The 17041-nt window shown below is 62.3% G+C and carries 14 protein-coding genes; 1 reads left to right on the top strand and 13 read right to left on the bottom strand.

Annotation, left to right across the window (positions count from 1 at the left end):
• Positions 1–38: 38 nt before the first annotated feature.
• From KI235_RS02100 to hutC, 13 genes are all read right to left on the bottom strand, one after another.
• The gene (locus KI235_RS02100; protein ID WP_038856720.1) at positions 39–953 is read right to left on the bottom strand and encodes an alpha/beta hydrolase; all 915 of its coding nucleotides are present in this window, start codon (positions 951–953) and stop codon (positions 39–41) included.
• Between the two features lie 66 nt (positions 954–1019).
• Positions 1020–1967: a choline ABC transporter substrate-binding protein gene (locus KI235_RS02095; protein WP_013692081.1), complete on the bottom strand. Its 948-nt coding sequence runs from the start codon at positions 1965–1967 to the stop codon at positions 1020–1022.
• 298 nt (positions 1968–2265) lie between these two features.
• On the bottom strand, positions 2266–3069 hold the full coding sequence (hutG, locus tag KI235_RS02090; RefSeq protein WP_003196902.1) for an N-formylglutamate deformylase: 804 nt from the start codon (positions 3067–3069) through the stop codon (positions 2266–2268).
• A gap of 11 nt (positions 3070–3080) precedes the next feature.
• The gene (hutI, locus tag KI235_RS02085; RefSeq protein ID WP_003196900.1) at positions 3081–4283 is read right to left on the bottom strand and encodes an imidazolonepropionase; all 1203 of its coding nucleotides are present in this window, start codon (positions 4281–4283) and stop codon (positions 3081–3083) included.
• 109 nt (positions 4284–4392) lie between these two features.
• Positions 4393–5925 (bottom strand): histidine ammonia-lyase, encoded by a 1533-nt coding sequence (hutH, locus tag KI235_RS02080; protein ID WP_212795464.1) that lies wholly within the window; start codon positions 5923–5925, stop codon positions 4393–4395.
• Positions 5926–6054: 129 nt separating this feature from the next.
• A complete protein-coding gene (hutH, locus tag KI235_RS02075; RefSeq protein ID WP_003196896.1) occupies positions 6055–7578 on the bottom strand; it encodes a histidine ammonia-lyase in 1524 nt (507 codons plus the stop codon).
• A 175-nt stretch (positions 7579–7753) separates the two neighbouring features.
• Complete coding sequence (locus tag KI235_RS02070) at positions 7754–8584, bottom strand: glycine betaine/L-proline ABC transporter ATP-binding protein (RefSeq protein WP_003196894.1); 831 nt, start codon at positions 8582–8584, stop codon at positions 7754–7756.
• Entirely contained in the window at positions 8581–9432 is an 852-nt protein-coding gene (locus KI235_RS02065) for a proline/glycine betaine ABC transporter permease (protein WP_003196893.1), read from the bottom strand. Before KI235_RS02065 ends, KI235_RS02070 begins: the two co-directional genes overlap by 4 nt.
• Before the next feature lie 71 nt (positions 9433–9503).
• Positions 9504–10472, bottom strand: a complete 969-nt coding sequence (locus KI235_RS02060) for an ABC transporter substrate-binding protein (protein WP_003196892.1) — start codon at positions 10470–10472, stop codon at positions 9504–9506.
• Between the two features lie 70 nt (positions 10473–10542).
• Positions 10543–12009, bottom strand: a complete 1467-nt coding sequence (locus tag KI235_RS02055) for a cytosine permease (RefSeq protein WP_003196889.1) — start codon at positions 12007–12009, stop codon at positions 10543–10545.
• A gap of 149 nt (positions 12010–12158) precedes the next feature.
• A complete protein-coding gene (gene hutU / locus KI235_RS02050) occupies positions 12159–13847 on the bottom strand; it encodes a urocanate hydratase (protein WP_003196887.1) in 1689 nt (562 codons plus the stop codon).
• Between the two features lie 396 nt (positions 13848–14243).
• Positions 14244–14813, bottom strand: a complete 570-nt coding sequence (locus tag KI235_RS02045) for a HutD family protein (protein WP_003196884.1) — start codon at positions 14811–14813, stop codon at positions 14244–14246.
• Positions 14810–15520, bottom strand: a complete 711-nt coding sequence (hutC, locus tag KI235_RS02040; RefSeq protein ID WP_170845945.1) for a histidine utilization repressor — start codon at positions 15518–15520, stop codon at positions 14810–14812. Before hutC ends, KI235_RS02045 begins: the two co-directional genes overlap by 4 nt.
• A gap of 143 nt (positions 15521–15663) precedes the next feature.
• Here hutC and KI235_RS02035 point away from each other — a divergent pair, with 143 nt between their 5' ends.
• Positions 15664–17028: a formimidoylglutamate deiminase gene (locus KI235_RS02035; protein WP_027911768.1), complete on the top strand. Its 1365-nt coding sequence runs from the start codon at positions 15664–15666 to the stop codon at positions 17026–17028.
• The last annotated feature ends 13 nt before the right edge of the window (positions 17029–17041 follow it).

Raw genomic sequence — 17041 nt, 5'->3', positions numbered from 1 at the left:
AAACCCGAATTACCTTAATGAGCATGTCCCCTGCGCAGTCAAAGCATGTCAGCCAGGTACGCCAGCAGCGTGCGATACAGCCGATCGACCTCCGGCACCTGCCCCCGACCGCGCAGGCAGCCGTGGACCAACCCTTCGCCCATGTACAACACAGAGGCTACCCCTGCGGCGTTCAGCCGCTCGCTATAAAGGACACCGTCGTCGCGCAGCGGGTCCCATTGCGCAACGACAATCAGCGCTGGTGGAAGACCGTCCAGATGATCGGCGAGCAACGGCATGGCGAGGAGGGACGGTTGGGCGCCGTTCAGGTAGAGGGTGTGATAACTGTCCAGATCGCTGCTGCTCAACAGCGGCGCGTCGGCACATTCGCGGCGCGAGGGTAGCGTTGCCAGGCCACCGAGCGCCGGATAGATCAGCACCTGGGCCCGGGGCAGCGCTTGCCCGGCATCACGCAAGGCCAGGCATAACGCAGCGGCGAGATTGCCGCCGGCACTGTCTCCGACCACCAGCCGGCGACGCGGGTCGATGGCAAAGGGCGCGGCTGCCAGATGACGCCACACGGCGAGGCAATCGTCCAACCCGGCTGGAAACGGATGCTCTGGGGCCAGCCGATAATCCACCGCCACCACCAGCGCACCAAGGGCAGCCGCCAGCTCCATGCAGATGAAGTCATGGGAGTCCAGGTCCCCCACCACCCAACCACCGCCGTGCAGATAAAGGATGCACGGCCAGCCGGTGGGTGGCGCGGCGCCCCGTGGGTGATAGGCGCGCGCAGCCACACCGGCCAACTCGAAATCCTCGATGGCCAGTGTTGGCGGGCATGCCGGGGTGAACGCCCGGCACATTTGGCTGTAGCCCTGGCGCGAACTGGCGAGGCTGTCGTCCGGGCTGGTGAAGCTCAGGGTTCTGTCGATGAAGGCTGACATCTGTTCTGAGAGTGGATATGAGGCCATGAAGAACACCACCTATTGAAATGTGGGAGCCACCACAGATAAATCACCCCGCCACAGCCAGGCAGGTCAATTCTTGAGACTGGCCTGCACCGCCGCCACGCCATCCTTGCCGTCGAAGCTGGTGACTCCGGCCAGCCACTTCTGCAAATCCTCGGGATGATCGCGCAACCATTGCCGGGCGACGTCCTGGGGCGTCTTGCGCTCCATGATCGGCACCATCAACTGGCTTTCCTGGGCGGCGGTGAAAGTGAGGTTTTCCAGCAAGCGGTTCACGTTCGGGCAGCGCTGGGCATAGTCCGGCGCGGTGACGGTGGAGACGGTCGCGGCGCCTTCGTTCGGGCCATAGACATCCTCGCTGCCGGTCAGGTAGGTGATGTTCATGTTGATGTTCATCGGGTGTGGGGTCCAGCCGACGAAGACCACGAACTCCTTGCGATTCACCGCCCGTTGCACCGCGGCCAGCATGCCCGCCTCGCCGGATTCGATCAGCTTGAAGTCCTTCAGGCCGAAGTGGTTGGTTTCAATCAGGGTCTTGATGGTGGTGTTGGCACCGCTGCCCGGCTCGATCCCGTAGATCTTGCCGCCCAGTTGATCCTTGAACCGGGCAATGTCGGCGAAGGTCTTGAGCCCCGCCGCCGCCACGTAATCTGGAACAGCCAGGGTGGCCTGGGCGTCGGCCAGGCTCGGCTTGTCCAATACCTTCACTTGGTTGGCCGCCAGGAACGGCGCGATGTTCTTGTCCATCGCCGGCTTCCAGTAGCCCAGGAAAATATCGAGACGCTTATCGCGGATGCCGGCGAAGATGATCTGCTGCACGGCGCTGGTCTGCTTGCTGTCGTAGCCCAGCCCGGTGAGCAACACATCGGCCATGCCGCTGGTGGCGATCACGTCAGTCCAGTTGACCACGCCCATGCGCACGGTCTGGCACGACGCCGGCTCGGCGGCCATCGCCCCGACGCTCAAGAGGGTGGTACCGCAGAGGATCGACAGACAGCGTTTGAACAGTCTTTTCATCGGGAAGGTCTCGTGCGGCAGCGGATTATTGTAGGTCGGTGTCTTGCTGCACCGTGCCCAAAACATTACGCAGCGCCGAGGGGCTGAAGATGAACTGTGGCGACTCGGTTTTGCACAATGGCGACAGTTCCCATTCCAAGGAACCAGAGTACATAAACTTGTGGCGAGGGAGACTGTGGGAGCAAGGCTTGCCCGCGATGAAAACAACGCGGTCTCTCTGAAACAGCGGCGCCTGTATCGCGAGCAAGCTTTGCTCCCACAGATAAGTCCCCTCGCCACAGAAGTCATGGCTAGATCTTTATTTCTTGTAAGCCTGCCGTCCCCACGCCAGGAAGCCTTCCAGCAATTCCCTGAGCACCACCTGAGTCGGCGCCGCCAAATCAGCGCGATAGTTGAACGGTTCGAACTCTTCCATATAGGTGCTCTGGCACAGTTCCAGTTGCACCGCGTGGATGTCTTCGGCCGGGTTGCCGTAGTGCCGGGTGATGTGTCCGCCCTTGAACCGCCCGTTGAGCACGTGAGTGAACTGACCGTGACGGGCGCAGATGGCTTCGAGCTGGCTGGCCGGGGTCGGGTCGCAACTGGCACCGTTGAACGTGCCGAGGTTGAAGTCCGGCAGCTTGCCGTCGAACAGGTGCGGGATCACCGAACGGATCGAATGGGCATCGAACAGCAAGGCATAGCCAAACTCGGCCTTGAGCCGCGCCAGTTCCTGCTGCAGCGCCTGGTGGTAAGGCATCCAGACCTGTTGCAGATACATCGCCCGCTCCTCGGCCGACGGTTCCAGCCCTTCGCGAAACAGCGGCACGCCATCGAACAGCGTCGCCGGGTACAAACCGGTGGTGGCGCCGACGTACATCGGCTTGTCATCGGAGGGGCGGTTCAGGTCGACGACGAACCGCGAGTACTCCGCGGCCAGGGTGCTGGCGCCCAGTTCGGCGGCGAACTCGTAGAGCCTTGGGATGTGCCAGTCGGTGTCTGGCAGGCTCTGGGCCTCGGGGATCAACCCGGCCTGTACCGCCGGGGTCAGGCGCAGGCCGGCGTGAGGCATGCTGATCAACAGCGGCACGCGCCCTTGCTTGAAATTCAGGACCTTCTCCACAACCATTCTCCTCAATCGATTTCCACGCCGTGGCGCACGACGCGTTTTTCCAGATCGCCACCGAGCCAGTACGCCAGGTCGGCCGGGCGGTCGATGTGCCAGGCGACAAAATCCGCGACCTTGCCGGCTTCCAGCGAACCGTGGGTTTGCACCATGCCCAAGGCCTGGGCCGCATGAATCGTCGCCCCCGCCAGGGCCTCTTCCGGGGTCATCCGGAAACAGGTGCAGGCCATGTTCAACATCAGGCGCAACGACAACGCCGGCGAGGTGCCGGGGTTGAGGTCGCTGGCCACGGCGATTTTCACACCGTGCTTGCGCAGGGCTTCCATGGGCGGCAATTGGGTTTCGCGCAGGAAATAAAACGCGCCCGGCAACAGCACTGCCACGGTGCCGGATTCGGCCATGGCTTTGGCATCGTCCTCGGTCATGAATTCCAGGTGATCGGCCGACAGCGCCTGGTAACGCGCCGCCAGGCTTGAACCGTGCAGCGACGACAACTGCTCGGCGTGCAGCTTCACTGGCAGCCCCAGTTGTTGCGCGGTGATAAACACCCGCTCGACCTGCGCCGGGGAAAACGCCAGGTATTCGCAAAAGGCATCCACCGCATCCACCAGTCCTTCGGCCGCCAGGGCCGGAAGCATCTCGGTGCAGATGTGCTCGATGTAGTCGTCGGCGCGATCCTTGTATTCCGGTGGCAAGGCGTGGGCCGCCAGGCAGGTGCTGCGCACGCTGACCGGCAACTCGGCGCCGAGGCGGCGGATGACCCGCAGGATCTTGCGCTCGCTGGCCAGGTCCAGGCCGTAGCCGGATTTGATTTCCACCGTGGTCACGCCGTCGCGCATCAGGCTTCCCAGGCGTTTGGCGGCGCTGGCGAACAGTTCGTCTTCACTGGCGGCGCGGGTGGCGCGCACCGTGCTGGCGATGCCGCCACCGGCGGCGGCGATCTCGGCATAGCTGACGCCTTGCAGGCGCTGCTCGAACTCACCGCTACGGTTGCCGCCAAATACCGTGTGGGTGTGACAGTCGATCAGCCCCGGCGTGACCCAGGCGCCCTTGAGGTCGTTGACCGCCGGGTAGTCACCCGTCGGCAATTCGGCACGCGGGCCGATCCATTGGATGTGCTCGCCCAGGGTAACGATGGCGGCGTCTTCGATGATCGAGTAGACGCCCTGGGCCATGGTGGCGGCGTGGCAGTTTTGCCAGAGGGTTTTCATCCCGGTTTCCTCGTCGCATTCATAATCGAATCGCGAGCAAGCTCGCTCCCACAAGGGTCAGGGTGTACCCCAAATAAGTGTGGGAGCGAGCTCGCTCGCGATGAGGCCCTTACAGGCTCGGCAACAACTGCGCCGTGACCAATTCGTTCAGGCACCGACTCGCCAGCAATTCACTGGCCGCATTGATGTCCGGCGCAAAGAAGCGGTCCTTCTCATAAAACGGCACTTGTGCACGCAGCAGGCCACGGGCCCGCTCCAGCTTCGCGGAGGTCTTCAAGCCGCCGCGCAGGTCCAGCCCCTGGCAAGCCGCGAGCCATTCCACCGCGAGGATCCCACGGGTGTTCTCGGCCATTTCCCACAGACGCTTGCCGGCAGCCGGGGCCATGGAAACGTGGTCTTCCTGGTTCGCCGACGTCGGCAGGCTGTCCACCGAATGGGGATGGGACAGCGCCTTGTTTTCACTGGCCAGGGCCGCAGCGGTGACCTGGGCGATCATGAAGCCGGAGTTCACTCCGCCATTGGCGACGAGGAACGGCGGCAGTTGCGACATGTGCTTGTCCATCATCAACGAAATGCGTCGCTCGCTCAGGGAGCCAATCTCGGCAATCGCCAAGGCCATGTTGTCGGCCGCCATCGCCACCGGTTCGGCGTGGAAGTTGCCGCCGGAAATCACGTCGCCCTCGGCGGCGAACACCAGCGGGTTATCCGACACCGCGTTGGCCTCGATCACCAGCACCTCGGCGGCCTGGCGGAACTGGGTCAGGCAGGCGCCCATCACCTGCGGTTGGCAGCGCAGGGAGTACGGGTCCTGGACCTTATCGCAGTTCTGGTGCGAATCGGAAACTTCGCTGCGCTCGCCCAGCAGATCGCGGTAGGCAGCGGCGGCGTCGATCTGGCCTTTCTGGCCACGGGCGGCATGGATGCGTGCATCGAATGGCGAACGCGAGCCGAGCACCGCTTCCACCGTGAGGCCGCCCAGGGCCAGGGCACCGGCAAACAGGTCTTCGCCTTCGAACAGGCCACGCAAGGCAAACGCGGTGGAGACCTGGGTGCCGTTGAGCAGCGCCAGGCCTTCCTTGGCGGCCAGGGTCAGCGGCGCGAGGCCAGCCACTTTCAGCGCCTCGACGGCCGGCAGCCATTCGCCCTTGTAGCGGGCCTTGCCTTCGCCCAGCAGCACCAGGGACATGTGGGCCAGTGGCGCCAGGTCACCGGACGCACCGACCGAACCCTTGAGCGGAATGTGCGGGTAGACCTCGGCATTGATCAGCGCAATCAGCGCATCGATCACCTGCCGACGGATGCCGGAAAAACCCCGGCTCAGGCTGTTGACCTTGAGCACCATGACCAGCCGCACCAGCGCATCGCTTATTGGCTCGCCCACCCCGGCGGCATGGGACAGCACCAGGGAGCGCTGCAGGTTTTCCAGGTCTTCGCTGGCGACACGGGTCGAGGCCAGCAGGCCGAAACCGGTGTTGATGCCGTAGGCGGTGCGGTTCTCGGCAAGAATCTGCTCAACGCAGGCAACACTGGCTTCGATCTGCGCCGACGCGCTGGCGTCGAGACTCAAGGTCACGGGTTGCTGATAGATGTCACGCAATTGAGCCAGGCTCAATTGGCCGGGAATCAGGTTTAAGGCAGTCATGTAATGCTCCTTTTGAGAGTTTTGTTTTCACCCGCCAGTCGCTCCGGAATGTTCCGTTATCCGTCACCTTCGCTTTTTGGGCGATGCCTTGTGGGCAAGAGGTGCCTTGGCACGCTGGCGCTTTTTTGATCAATTCAAATTCGGTAATACGCTGTGCAACACATTCGGGTCTTTGAGCAGGCCGGCGGCACTGGCGATGTCCGGCGCCAGCCAGCGGTCCTGGTCATAGGCCGGGACGCGTTCGCGCAGCAGTTTCCAGGCAATGTCGGTGCCGGCGCCGAAACGCTGGGCCTTGAGAAACTCAAAGGCCTGGGCCGCCAGCAGGTATTCGATGGCGAGGATCTGCGTGCAGTTTTCCAGCGCCCGGTGCAGCTTCAGGGCCGCGTTGGTGCCCATGCTCAGATGGTCTTCCTGCAACCCGGAGGTGACGAAATTGTCGAGCACCGCCGGTTGCGCCAGTTGCTTGTTTTCCGCGCACAGCGACGCGGCGACGTATTGCACGATCATCATCCCCGAGTTCACCCCGGGGTTGGCCACCAGGAAGGCCGGCAGGCCGCTGACGTGGGGGTTGATCAAGCGGTCGAGGCGACGCTCGGCGATGGAGCCGATCTCAGCCATGGCAATCGCCAGCAGATCTGCCGCCAGCGCCACCGACTGGCCGTGGGGATTGGCCTGGGACATGACCCGGAAGCTCTCCGGCGTACCCAGCAGCAGTGGATTATCGGTCACCGCGTTGAGTTCGGTTTCGATCTGTTGCCGGGCGTGGGCCAACTGGTCGCGAGCCGCGCCGTGCACCTGGGGAATCGAGCGGATGCTCAAGGCGTCCTGGGTGCGAATGCCCAGGCTCGCGGCGATGACTTCGCTGCCGTCGAGCAGTGCTCGCAAATTGCTCCCGACCTGCTGCATGCCCGGGTGTGGCTTGAGGGCGATGACGTCGGCATCGAACGCGGCAATCTGCCCGCGCTGGGCCTCGAAACTCATGGCGCCGATCACGTCGGCCCATTGCACCAACCGCGTCGCATCGGCCAGGGCCAGGCAGCTCAGACCGGTCATGCACGGCGTGCCGTTGACCAGGCACAGACCGTCCTTGGCCCCCAGTTGCACCGGTTGCAAACCCTCTGCGGCCAGGGCCTGTTGCGCCGGGATTATCTGCCCGCGATAGCTGACCTGGCCGACGCCCAGCAACGCGATGCCGATGTGGGCCATGTGGGTCAGGTAACCCACCGAACCCTGGGACGGCACTTGCGGTGTGATGCCGCGATTGAGCAGCGCCAGCAGCGCTTCGACTACCCGGCGATGGATGCCGGACTTGCCTTGGCTGTAGTTGAGGATAGCGGCGCAGATAATCGCCCGGGTCTGCTCATCAGAAAGCGGCGCACCAACGCCACAGGCATGGCTGAGCAAGGTGTTGCGCGACAGTTGGCTGAGTTGTTCGTCCTTGAGCGAAACATTGCACAAGGCCCCCAGGCCGGTATTGACGCCATAGGCGCGCTCGCCGCTTGCGACGATACGCTGGACGATGGCCTGGGCATTGTCGATCCGCGCCCAGGTCTCAGTCGATAGCTCGAGCACAGCGCCAAAGCGGGCGACGGCGACGACATCCTGCCAACGCAACGGGGCGCCTGTGATTACGATTTTTTCAGCCTGGGACATTTAAAGCCTCATGCACATTAAAGTTGCCAATAACATTTGTGGCGTGGGGATTTATCTGTGGGAGCAAGGCTTGCCCGCGATAAAAACAACGCGGTCTCTTTGGAACCGAGGCGTCTGCATCGCGAGCAAGCTTTGCTCCCACAGGTAAATCCCCTCTCCACAACGGAGTCCGGTCTTACACCACCGCCGCCCGCCGTTGCACAAACCGATCGACATACTCATCCGCCGGCGAGTGCAGGATCTCCCGAGGCGTGCCGACCTGGATCAGCTTGCCGTCCTTGAGGATCGCAATGCGGTTGCCAATGCGCACGGCCTCGTCGAGGTCGTGGGTGATGAACACGATGGTCTTGTGCAGGGTCTTTTGCAGTTCCAGCAACTGGTCCTGCATCTCCGCGCGGATCAGTGGGTCGAGGGCGCTGAAGGCTTCGTCCATCAGGATGATGTCGGTGTCCGCCGCCAAGGCCCGGGCCAGGCCGACGCGCTGGCGCATGCCACCAGAGAGCTGGTGCGGGTATTTGTTCTCGTAGCCCTTCAGGCCCACGGTATCGATCCAGTGCAACGCCCGCTCGGCGCACACCTGCTTGCTCTCGCCGCGCACTTTCAAGCCATAGGCGACGTTGTCCAGCACGCTCTTGTGGGGCAGCAGGCCGAAGCTCTGGAACACCATGCTGATCTTGTGTCGGCGAAATTCGCGCAAGGCGTCCATGTCCAGTTGCAGGATGTCTTCGCCGTCCACCAGGATCGCGCCGCTGGTAGGGTCGATCAGCCGGTTGAAATGGCGCACCAACGTGGACTTGCCGGAACCGGACAGGCCCATGATCACGAAAATCTCACCGGTGCCGATGCTCAGCGACAAGTCGTTAACGCCGACCACGCAGCCGGTTTCGGCCAGCACCTGGTCCTTGGTCTTGTTCTGGCGGATCAGCTCCAGGGCCTCCTTGGAGCGATTGCCGAAAATCTTGAAGACATTCTTGACTTCGATCTTGCTGATGGCTGCGTTGCTCATTTGCTCACCTCGTGCCGAGGACGACCATAGGCCTGGGTAATGCGGTCGATGACCACGGCGAGAATCACGATCGCCAGCCCGGCTTCCAGGCCGCGTCCGACGTTGAGGGTCTGGATGCCCACCAGCACGTCTTCACCCAGGCCACGGGCGCCGATCATCGAGGCGATGACCACCATCGACAGGGCCATCATGGTGGTCTGGTTGATCCCGGCCATGATGCTCGGCAGGGCCAGGGGCAGTTGCACGCCGAACAGCTGTTGCCAGCGGTTGGCGCCGAAGGCGTTGATGGCTTCCATCACTTCGCCGTCCACCTGGCGGATGCCAAGGTCAGTCAGGCGAATCAGTGGCGGCGCGGCGTAGATCACCGTGGCGAAAATCGCCGGAACCTTGCCCAGGCCGAACAGCATCAACACCGGAATCAGGTACACGAAGCTCGGCATGGTCTGCATGATGTCCAGCAACGGCATCAGTACCGAACGCAGGCGATTGCTGCGCGCCGAGAGAATGCCCAGCGGAATGCCGATCAACACCGAGATCAGCGTCGCCACCAGCATCAGCGCGAGGGTCTGCATCAGCTTGTCCCACAGGCCCACCGCGCCCACCAGAAACAGCAGGCCGACGATCACCGCCGTGGCGACGACCTTGCGGGTGGCGTGCCAGGCGATGCCACCGACGATAGCCAGCATCAGCCACCAGGGCGCCATGCGCAGCAGGCCTTCGAGATTGACGATGGCCCACAGCAGGGTGTCGGAGATGTGCCGGAACACATCGCCATAATTGGTCACCAGGGAGTCGACCCAACCGTTGACCCAATCGGCAATGGAGAAGGTAAAGCTTTCGGGAAACATAAGAGACTCTCGATCAAGTGGATGCGGTGAACGTCCCGGCCAGCCCCACGGTTGGCCGGGAAGTATTCGACCTACAGAGCCGCGTCGATTTTCTTGGCAGCGTCTTCGCTTACCCAGGCGTGCCAGACTTCAGGATGTTCCTTCAGGAAGATCTTCGCCAGTTTCGGCGACTCGATTCGTTCCTTGGCCATGCGCCCGAGGTTCTGGTTCAGGATATCGATCGGTAGGTTGACCTTTTCCAGCACCGTCACCAATTCAGGTGCCTCGTCGTGGAAGGTCTTGGACAGGCCGACCTTGATGCTCACGCTTTTATCCACGCCCGGTTTTTCTTCCAGTTTCACCAGGTCCACCTGGCCCATCAGCGGCGTTGGCGACCAGTAGTAGAACAGGATCGGCTCGCCGCGCTTGTAGCTCGACAGCACTGCCGCATCCAGCGCTGGGCCGGTACCTGGACGGAAGTTGGTGTAGGTTTTTTCCAAGCCATAGCTTTTCAGCATTTCGCTGTTGTCCAGCTCGCAGGTCCAGCCGGCCGGGCAGTTATAGAAGCGGCCCTTGGACGGTTCTTCCGGGTCCTTGAACACGGCGGCGTACTGGCCCAGGTCAGCGATGTTCTTCAGGCCTGGTGCCTTGGCTTCGAGCTTGCGCTTGGCGTCGCCTTCCACCACGTAGCGCGGCACGTACCAGCCTTCGATGGCACCCACGACCGGGGCACCGACGCCGACTACCTTGCCAGCCTTCTCGGCCTTGTTCCAGACTTCACTGCGGCCGACCCACTCTTCGGCAAACACCTGGATGTCGTTGCTGCTCAGGGCGTTCTCCATGGTGATGGAGTTGCCTGGCAGGCTGTCGGTCTTGCAGTCGTAGCCTTTTTCCAGCACCACTTGCAGGACGTCGGTCAGCAACATGGCGCTTTCCCAGTTCAGGCCGGCGAACTTCACCGGTTTACCCGACTCGCACCAACCCGCCGCTTGTGTGGCGCCAGCGCTGGCCAGCAGGCCCATGGAAAGCAATGTGGTCAGCAGGGTCTTGTTCGACTTCATTATGTGACGCTCCTAATCAGTTGGATTGGCTTACGGCAGTCAAGAGGCATCCAGCCCTGTCAACGTCCCATCAGACCGCTTGAATGCGGCCCGCCCTGCTCGGTTGTGCGTCAACCGTGTCCTGCTCGATTGGCAGGATCAATTGATCGGGTACAGCGCTGTGCCACTTCTTGGCGACGACGTAATACAGCGCCGCCGGAACCACCAGACCGATGATCCAGGAAATATCCACACCGCCCATGGCTGCCACCAGCGGACCGGTATAGAACTTGGTGGCGATAAACGGCAGTTGAACCAGTACGCCGAAGACATAGACGCTGATGCCGAGGGCGTTCCAACGACCGTAGCGACCGTTCGGGTCGGCCAGTGCCGGCACGTCATAGCGCTCGCGGGTGATGCAGTAGTAGTCCACCAGATTGATCGCGCTCCAAGGCGTAAAGAACGCCAGCAAGAACAGGATGAAGGACTTGAACGCGCCGAGGAACGAGTGCTGGCCGAGCAGCGCGATCAGCGTCGCAGCGCCGACGATGACCAGCACGAAGACCAGACGCTGCAAGCGCGTTACGTTCAGGTGACCACGAAAACCGCTGATGATGGTCGCGATGCACATGAAGCTGCCGTAGGAGTTCAGCGTGGAGATGGTGACCTTGCCGAACGCGATGCTGAAATACAGCAGCGCGGCGGTGGCACCGGTGCCCCCCAGGCCCACGATGTAGGCCACTTCGTGACCGGCGAATTGCCCATTGGCCGAGGCCGCGGCAAACACGCCGAGGATCATCGCCACCTGTGCGCCGATGACTGAACCGGCGCCCGCGGCAAAAAAGGTTTTCACCGAAGAAGTCTTGCTCGGCAGGTAACGCGAATAGTCCGCCACGTAGGGGCCGAAGGCGATCTGCCAGGATGCCGCGAGCGACACCGCAAGCAGGAAACTGCTCCAGCTGAAATGACGGATTTGCAAGAGTGCGCCAACGTCCGTCTGGCTCATCAGACGAGAGAACAGGTAAACAAAGGCGATCACACCAAGGATGCTGGCGACACGGCCAATGAAGTGAATCACCCGATAACCGAGCACCGTGACCAGTACGATGACGCTGGCGAAAATGAGGATGCCGACACTGTCGCTGACACCAAACAACTGGCCCAGCGCCTGGCCGGAAAGCACGGTTCCCGTTGCGGTGAAACCCAGGTACATCAGGCACACCAGCACGATCGGGATGGCCGCGCCATACACACCAAACTGCACCCGGCTGGAGATCATCTGCGGCAGGCCAAGCTTGGGCCCTTGCGCGGCATGCAACGCCATGACGCCACCGCCGAGCAGTTGGCCGATCAGCAAACCGATCAACGACCAGAACACATCACCGCCAAGCACCACCGCCAATGCGCCGGTGACAATTGCCGTGATTTGCAGGTTGGCCCCCATCCAGAGGGTGAACTGGCTCAACAATCGGCCGTGTCTCTCCGTTTCCGGGATGTAGTCGATCGAACGTTTCTCGATCAACGGCTTGCTGCTTGCACGTGTGCTGGTGACAGCCATGGTTCAACCTCTGTGGATTGTTCTGCAATTCAATTGCGCCGCACTCCTGTGGGAGCGAGCTTGCTCGCGATGAGGGCGTGTCAGTAGACGGAACCGGTACTGATCCACCGCTATCGCGAGCAAGCTCGCTCCCACAGGGGGGCCCGGGTTTATTTGCCGGTAATCATCGGCAGGTTCAGCCCCTGTTCCTTGGCGCAATCGATCGCGATCTGGTAACCGGCATCGGCATGACGCATCACGCCCGTGGCCGGATCGTTGTGCAGCACGCGGGCAATGCGCTCGGCCGCTTCGTCGGTACCGTCGCAGACGATCACCATGCCCGAGTGCTGCGAGAAGCCCATGCCGACGCCGCCACCGTGGTGCAGCGAAACCCAGGTCGCGCCGCTCGCGGTGTTGAGCAAGGCGTTGAGCAACGGCCAGTCGGAAACCGCATCGGAACCGTCCTGCATGGATTCGGTTTCACGGTTGGGGCTGGCCACGGAACCAGAGTCCAGGTGGTCGCGGCCGATCACGATCGGGGCCGACAATTCGCCGCTGCGCACCATCTCGTTGAACGCCAGGCCCAGCTTGGCGCGTTGGCCCAGGCCAACCCAGCAGATACGTGCCGGCAAGCCCTGGAAGCTGATGCGCTCGCGGGCCATGTCCAGCCAGTTGTGCAGGTGGGCGTCGTCAGGGATCAGTTCCTTGACCTTGGCGTCGGTCTTGTAGATGTCCTGCGGATCACCGGACAGCGCAGCCCAGCGGAACGGGCCGATACCGCGGCAGAACAGCGGACGGATATAGGCCGGGACGAAACCAGGGAAGTCGAAGGCATTTTCGACGCCCTCTTCCTGGGCCATCTGGCGGATGTTGTTGCCGTAGTCGAAGGTCGGCACGCCCATTTTCTGGAAGGCCAGCATGGCTTTGACGTGGACGGCCATCGATTGCTTGGCGGCCTTCACCACGGCGGCGGGTTCGGTCTTGGCGCGGGCACGATATTCGTCCCAGGTCCAACCGGCCGGCAGGTAGCCGTTGAGTGGGTCGTGGGCGCTGGTCTGGTCGGTGACCATGTCTGGGCGCACACCACGACGGACCATTTCCGGCAGGATCTCGGCAGCGTTCCCACACAGCGCGATGGAAATCGCCTTGCCTTCGGCAGTGTATTTCTCGATGCGCGCCAGGGCGTCGTCGAGGTCCTTGGCTTGCTCGTCGACGTAGCGGGTTTTCAGGCGGAAATCGATGCTCACCTGCTGGCATTCGATGTTCAGCGAGCACGCACCGGCCAGGGTAGCGGCCAAGGGCTGCGCACCGCCCATGCCGCCCAGGCCGGCGGTCAGGACCCAGCGACCCTTGAGGTTGGAGTCGTAGTGCTGGCGACCGGCCTCGACGAAGGTTTCATAAGTGCCTTGCACGATGCCCTGGCTGCCAATGTAGATCCAGCTGCCGGCGGTCATCTGGCCGTACATGGCCAGGCCCTTGGCGTCGAGTTCGTTGAAGTGCTCCCAACTGGCCCAGTGCGGCACCAGGTTGGAGTTGGCGATCAGCACGCGAGGAGCGTTGCTGTGGGTCTTGAACACGCCCACCGGCTTGCCGGATTGCACCAGCAGGGTTTCGTCGTCGTTCAGGTTGGTCAGGCTTTCGACGATCTTGTCGTAGCACTCCCAGTTGCGCGCCGCGCGGCCAATGCCACCGTAGACCACCAGTTCCTTGGGGTTCTCGGCCACTTCCGGGTCGAGGTTGTTCATCAACATGCGCAGCGGTGCTTCAGTCAGCCAGCTCTTGGCGGTCAGCGTGTTACCGCGAGGGGCACGGATTTCAACGTCACGGTATTTTTCGGGTTTGCGGGTAGCGTCGGTCACAGCAAAAACTCCTCAGCGATCAATCCAGACCAGCCCGGGCAGTGGGCAGCGATTTAGCGAACGTTGCGTTGAATATCGGCGACTCATACGCATACGTCTTTACTTGTATGTACAAGCATATGCAATCAAGCGGCCAACTTGTTGGAGGCGATATTCAGAAACGGCTGGGGAATTGGCTGAAAGCCTTGTGATTTAAGGGCTGCTGAGCGGCATGAAATTTTTCAAGAGAGTTTTCGAGGGGGAAATCGGAGGGTCACAGAAGCGTGGTGTTGCGCCACGCTGGGGCATTCGGTAACAAGTTGGTGCGCAGAAGAAACAGCAGGCAGGCACCTTGTGGCGAGGGTGTTTATCTGTGGGAGCAAGGCTTGCTCCCACAGGGTACTCAAGAAGCTGAAATTAGCGGGCCGTCAGCTCAATCACGCAGCATTGACCGTGAGTGGAGACATCCACCAACCCGGTGTTACTGCTCAGTTGCAAACAGTCGTAGAGGCCCAAATCAACGGCGGACTCACCGACCTTGATAGCCAGTCCCGGGGCGGCACTGAACACCAGTACCGTTTGCGCGTCACTGAAAAACCGCTGCTGGCCGCCCAACCACTGCAACCGCGCGCGGTAACGCTGCGGTGCGTAGATCAGGTTGAAATCACGAATCGGTCCGCCCAGCAGTGTGCAGAACACATGGCTCTCGCCGCTGAACGTAAAAGGGTCCAGCGGATGCAAAGCCCGCGTGACTTGGCCATCGACGTTCAGTGTCATGCCGCTCCCCTGCAAGACACTGATGACCCGCTCGTAACCGGCGAAGGTGGAGAAGCCGCCCGACTCACCAATGTCGGCAATCGACAGGCGCCAGCCGAAACCTTCCAGGCCGGTGCCGGCATCGCGAGTGATTTCTTCGGTGCTGCCGCCACCGTTTTTCCACGGCATGCGTGGGTAGTCTGCCGCGCGTAAAACCTTCAAATGGCTCATTTATGAAAGCGCCCTTCCAGACTGTGGCGGGACCCCGGATGAATCAAACGGGCGGCGGTCACCGGCTGGCGCCCGGACCAGGTGCGGCGGCGAATCAACAGGCACGGCTCGCCCCTTTCGATCTGCAACAACTTGCATTCACTCGGCTCGGCCAGGATCGCCTCGACCACATGCTCGCCCTCGGTCAGCGGCGCGACCTGGTTCAGATAGGCGTAGGGCGTTTGCACGGTGAAGTCCTGCTTGAGGTAGTCCGGCGCCACCAGCGCGTTGACGAAACGGTCCTCGATTTGCACGGGGATGTCATTCTCGAAATGCACGATCAGCGAATGGAACACTTTCTGGCCTTCGCGCATATCCAGGGCCAGGGCCCGCTCGGAACCGGCCGCCTCTTCTTCCAGGGTAATGACCTTGCAAGTGTGGCGATGGCCACGGGAGGCGATTTCGTCGGCGATGTTATGCACTTCGAACAACGCGGACTGGCTCTTGGGCTCGGCCACGAAGGTGCCGACACCCTGCATGCGCACCAACAGGCCGTCGGCGGTCATTTCCCGCAGCGCACGGTTGATGGTCATGCGACTGAAGCCCAGTTGGCTGACCAGTTCGCTTTCCGACGGCACGCGGTAATGCGGCGGCCAGTTTCCACTGTCGATCTGCTGGGTGATCATCTGTTTGACGCGGGCGTACAGGGGTGCCGGACTGTCACCCATGTTTGCGGCCAGCGGCTGTTTGGCAGGCGGAGTCGGCACGGCGGTTCCCTGTTCTGCGGATAAGGTTGCTAGCTTGCCGGAGTTTACCGGCCAGGCAAACGTCTGTATATGTATATACAAATTACGCACAATGAGGTTGAACCATGTCCGCCTTCTTTGCCGAACGCGCGCTGCTGCCTAGTGGATGGGCCCATGATGTACGTCTTGAGGTCGATGCCGAAGGCGTCCTGACCCATATCCAGGCCGGTTCCCACGCAGACGGCGCCGAACGGCTGGGCGGTCCGCTGTTGCCGGGTATGCCGAACCTGCACTCCCATGCCTTCCAACGGGCCATGGCCGGGCTGGCGGAAGTGGCAGGCAATCCCAACGACAGTTTCTGGACCTGGCGCGACTTGATGTACCGCCTCGTCGGAAAAATCAGTCCCGACCAACTCGGCATCATTGCCCGCCAGCTGTACATCGAAATGCTCAAGGCCGGCTACACCTCGGTCGCCGAATTCCACTATGTGCACCACGACATCGATGGCACGCCCTACGCCGACCCGGCGGAGCTGGCCCTGCGCATCAGCCACGCCGCCAGCGCCGCCGGCATCGGCCTGACGCTGCTGCCGGTGCTCTACAGCCACTCCGGTTTTGGCGGCCAGGCGCCCAATGACGGGCAGCGCCGGTTCATCAACAGCACCGAAAACTACTTGAAGCTTCAGTCGCGCTTGCAGCCGGTCCTGGCCGGGCAGCCGTCCCAGGCGCTGGGTCTGTGCTTCCACTCGCTGCGTGCCGTGACGCCCGGGCAGATCCAGGATGTGCTGGCCGCCAGTGACCGCGAGTGCCCGGTGCACATTCACATTGCCGAACAGCAGAAGGAAGTCGACGATTGCCTGAGCTGGAGCGGCGCCCGTCCGCTGCAATGGCTGTACGAAAACACCGAAGTCGACCAGCGCTGGTGCCTGGTCCACGCCACCCACGCCAACGCCCAGGAAGTCAGCCTCATGGCCAGGAGCCGGGCGATTGCCGGCCTGTGCCTGACCACCGAAGCCAACCTGGGGGACGGGATTTTCCCGGCCGTGGATTTCCTCGCCCAGGGCGGGCGCCTGGGGATCGGCTCTGACAGCCATGTATCGCTGAGCGTGGTCGAAGAATTGCGCTGGCTGGAATATGGCCAGCGCCTGCGGGATCAACGGCGCAACCGCTTGTATCGGGCGGATCAGCCGATGGTCGGTCGCACCTTGTTCGATGCGGCGCTGGAAGGCGGTGCCCAGGCCCTGGGACAACCGATCGGTGCCCTCGAAATCGGCAAGCGCGCCGACTGGCTGGTGCTCGATGGCAGCGACCCGTACCTGGCCACGGCCCAGGGCGACGGCATCCTCAATCGCTGGCTGTTTGCCGGCGGCGATCGCCAGGTGCGCGATGTGATGGTCGGCGGTCGGTGGGTGGTGCGCGATGGGCGGCATGCCGGCGAAGAGCAAAGCGCCCGGGCGTTTACCCAGGTATTGCGCGAACTGCTGGGCTGACCCAATCAACCCT

Origin of the sequence: Pseudomonas sp. St386 (assembly GCF_018325865.1) — a bacterium.
Taxonomy (GTDB): Bacteria; Pseudomonadota; Gammaproteobacteria; order Pseudomonadales; family Pseudomonadaceae; genus Aquipseudomonas; species Aquipseudomonas brassicacearum.
This window is presented reverse-complemented; position numbering and strand designations above follow the sequence as displayed.

Excerpts from the sequence above, each read along its gene's own strand:
- KI235_RS02065 (WP_003196893.1), bottom strand. The coding sequence starts at position 9,432 with ATGTTTCCCGAAAGCTTTACCTTCTCCATTGCCGATTGGGTCAACGGT.
- hutH (WP_003196896.1), bottom strand. The coding sequence starts at position 7,578 with ATGTCCCAGGCTGAAAAAATCGTAATCACAGGCGCCCCGTTGCGTTGG.
- KI235_RS02070 (WP_003196894.1), bottom strand. The coding sequence starts at position 8,584 with ATGAGCAACGCAGCCATCAGCAAGATCGAAGTCAAGAATGTCTTCAAG.
- KI235_RS02055 (WP_003196889.1), bottom strand. The coding sequence starts at position 12,009 with ATGGCTGTCACCAGCACACGTGCAAGCAGCAAGCCGTTGATCGAGAAA.
- KI235_RS02060 (WP_003196892.1), bottom strand. The coding sequence starts at position 10,472 with ATGAAGTCGAACAAGACCCTGCTGACCACATTGCTTTCCATGGGCCTG.
- KI235_RS02035 (WP_027911768.1), top strand. The coding sequence starts at position 15,664 with ATGTCCGCCTTCTTTGCCGAACGCGCGCTGCTGCCTAGTGGATGGGCC.
- KI235_RS02095 (WP_013692081.1), bottom strand. The coding sequence starts at position 1,967 with ATGAAAAGACTGTTCAAACGCTGTCTGTCGATCCTCTGCGGTACCACC.
- hutC (WP_170845945.1), bottom strand. The coding sequence starts at position 15,520 with ATGGGTGACAGTCCGGCACCCCTGTACGCCCGCGTCAAACAGATGATC.
- hutH (WP_212795464.1), bottom strand. The coding sequence starts at position 5,925 with ATGACTGCCTTAAACCTGATTCCCGGCCAATTGAGCCTGGCTCAATTG.
- KI235_RS02100 (WP_038856720.1), bottom strand. The coding sequence starts at position 953 with ATGGCCTCATATCCACTCTCAGAACAGATGTCAGCCTTCATCGACAGA.
- KI235_RS02045 (WP_003196884.1), bottom strand. The coding sequence starts at position 14,813 with ATGAGCCATTTGAAGGTTTTACGCGCGGCAGACTACCCACGCATGCCG.
- hutI (WP_003196900.1), bottom strand. The coding sequence starts at position 4,283 with ATGAAAACCCTCTGGCAAAACTGCCACGCCGCCACCATGGCCCAGGGC.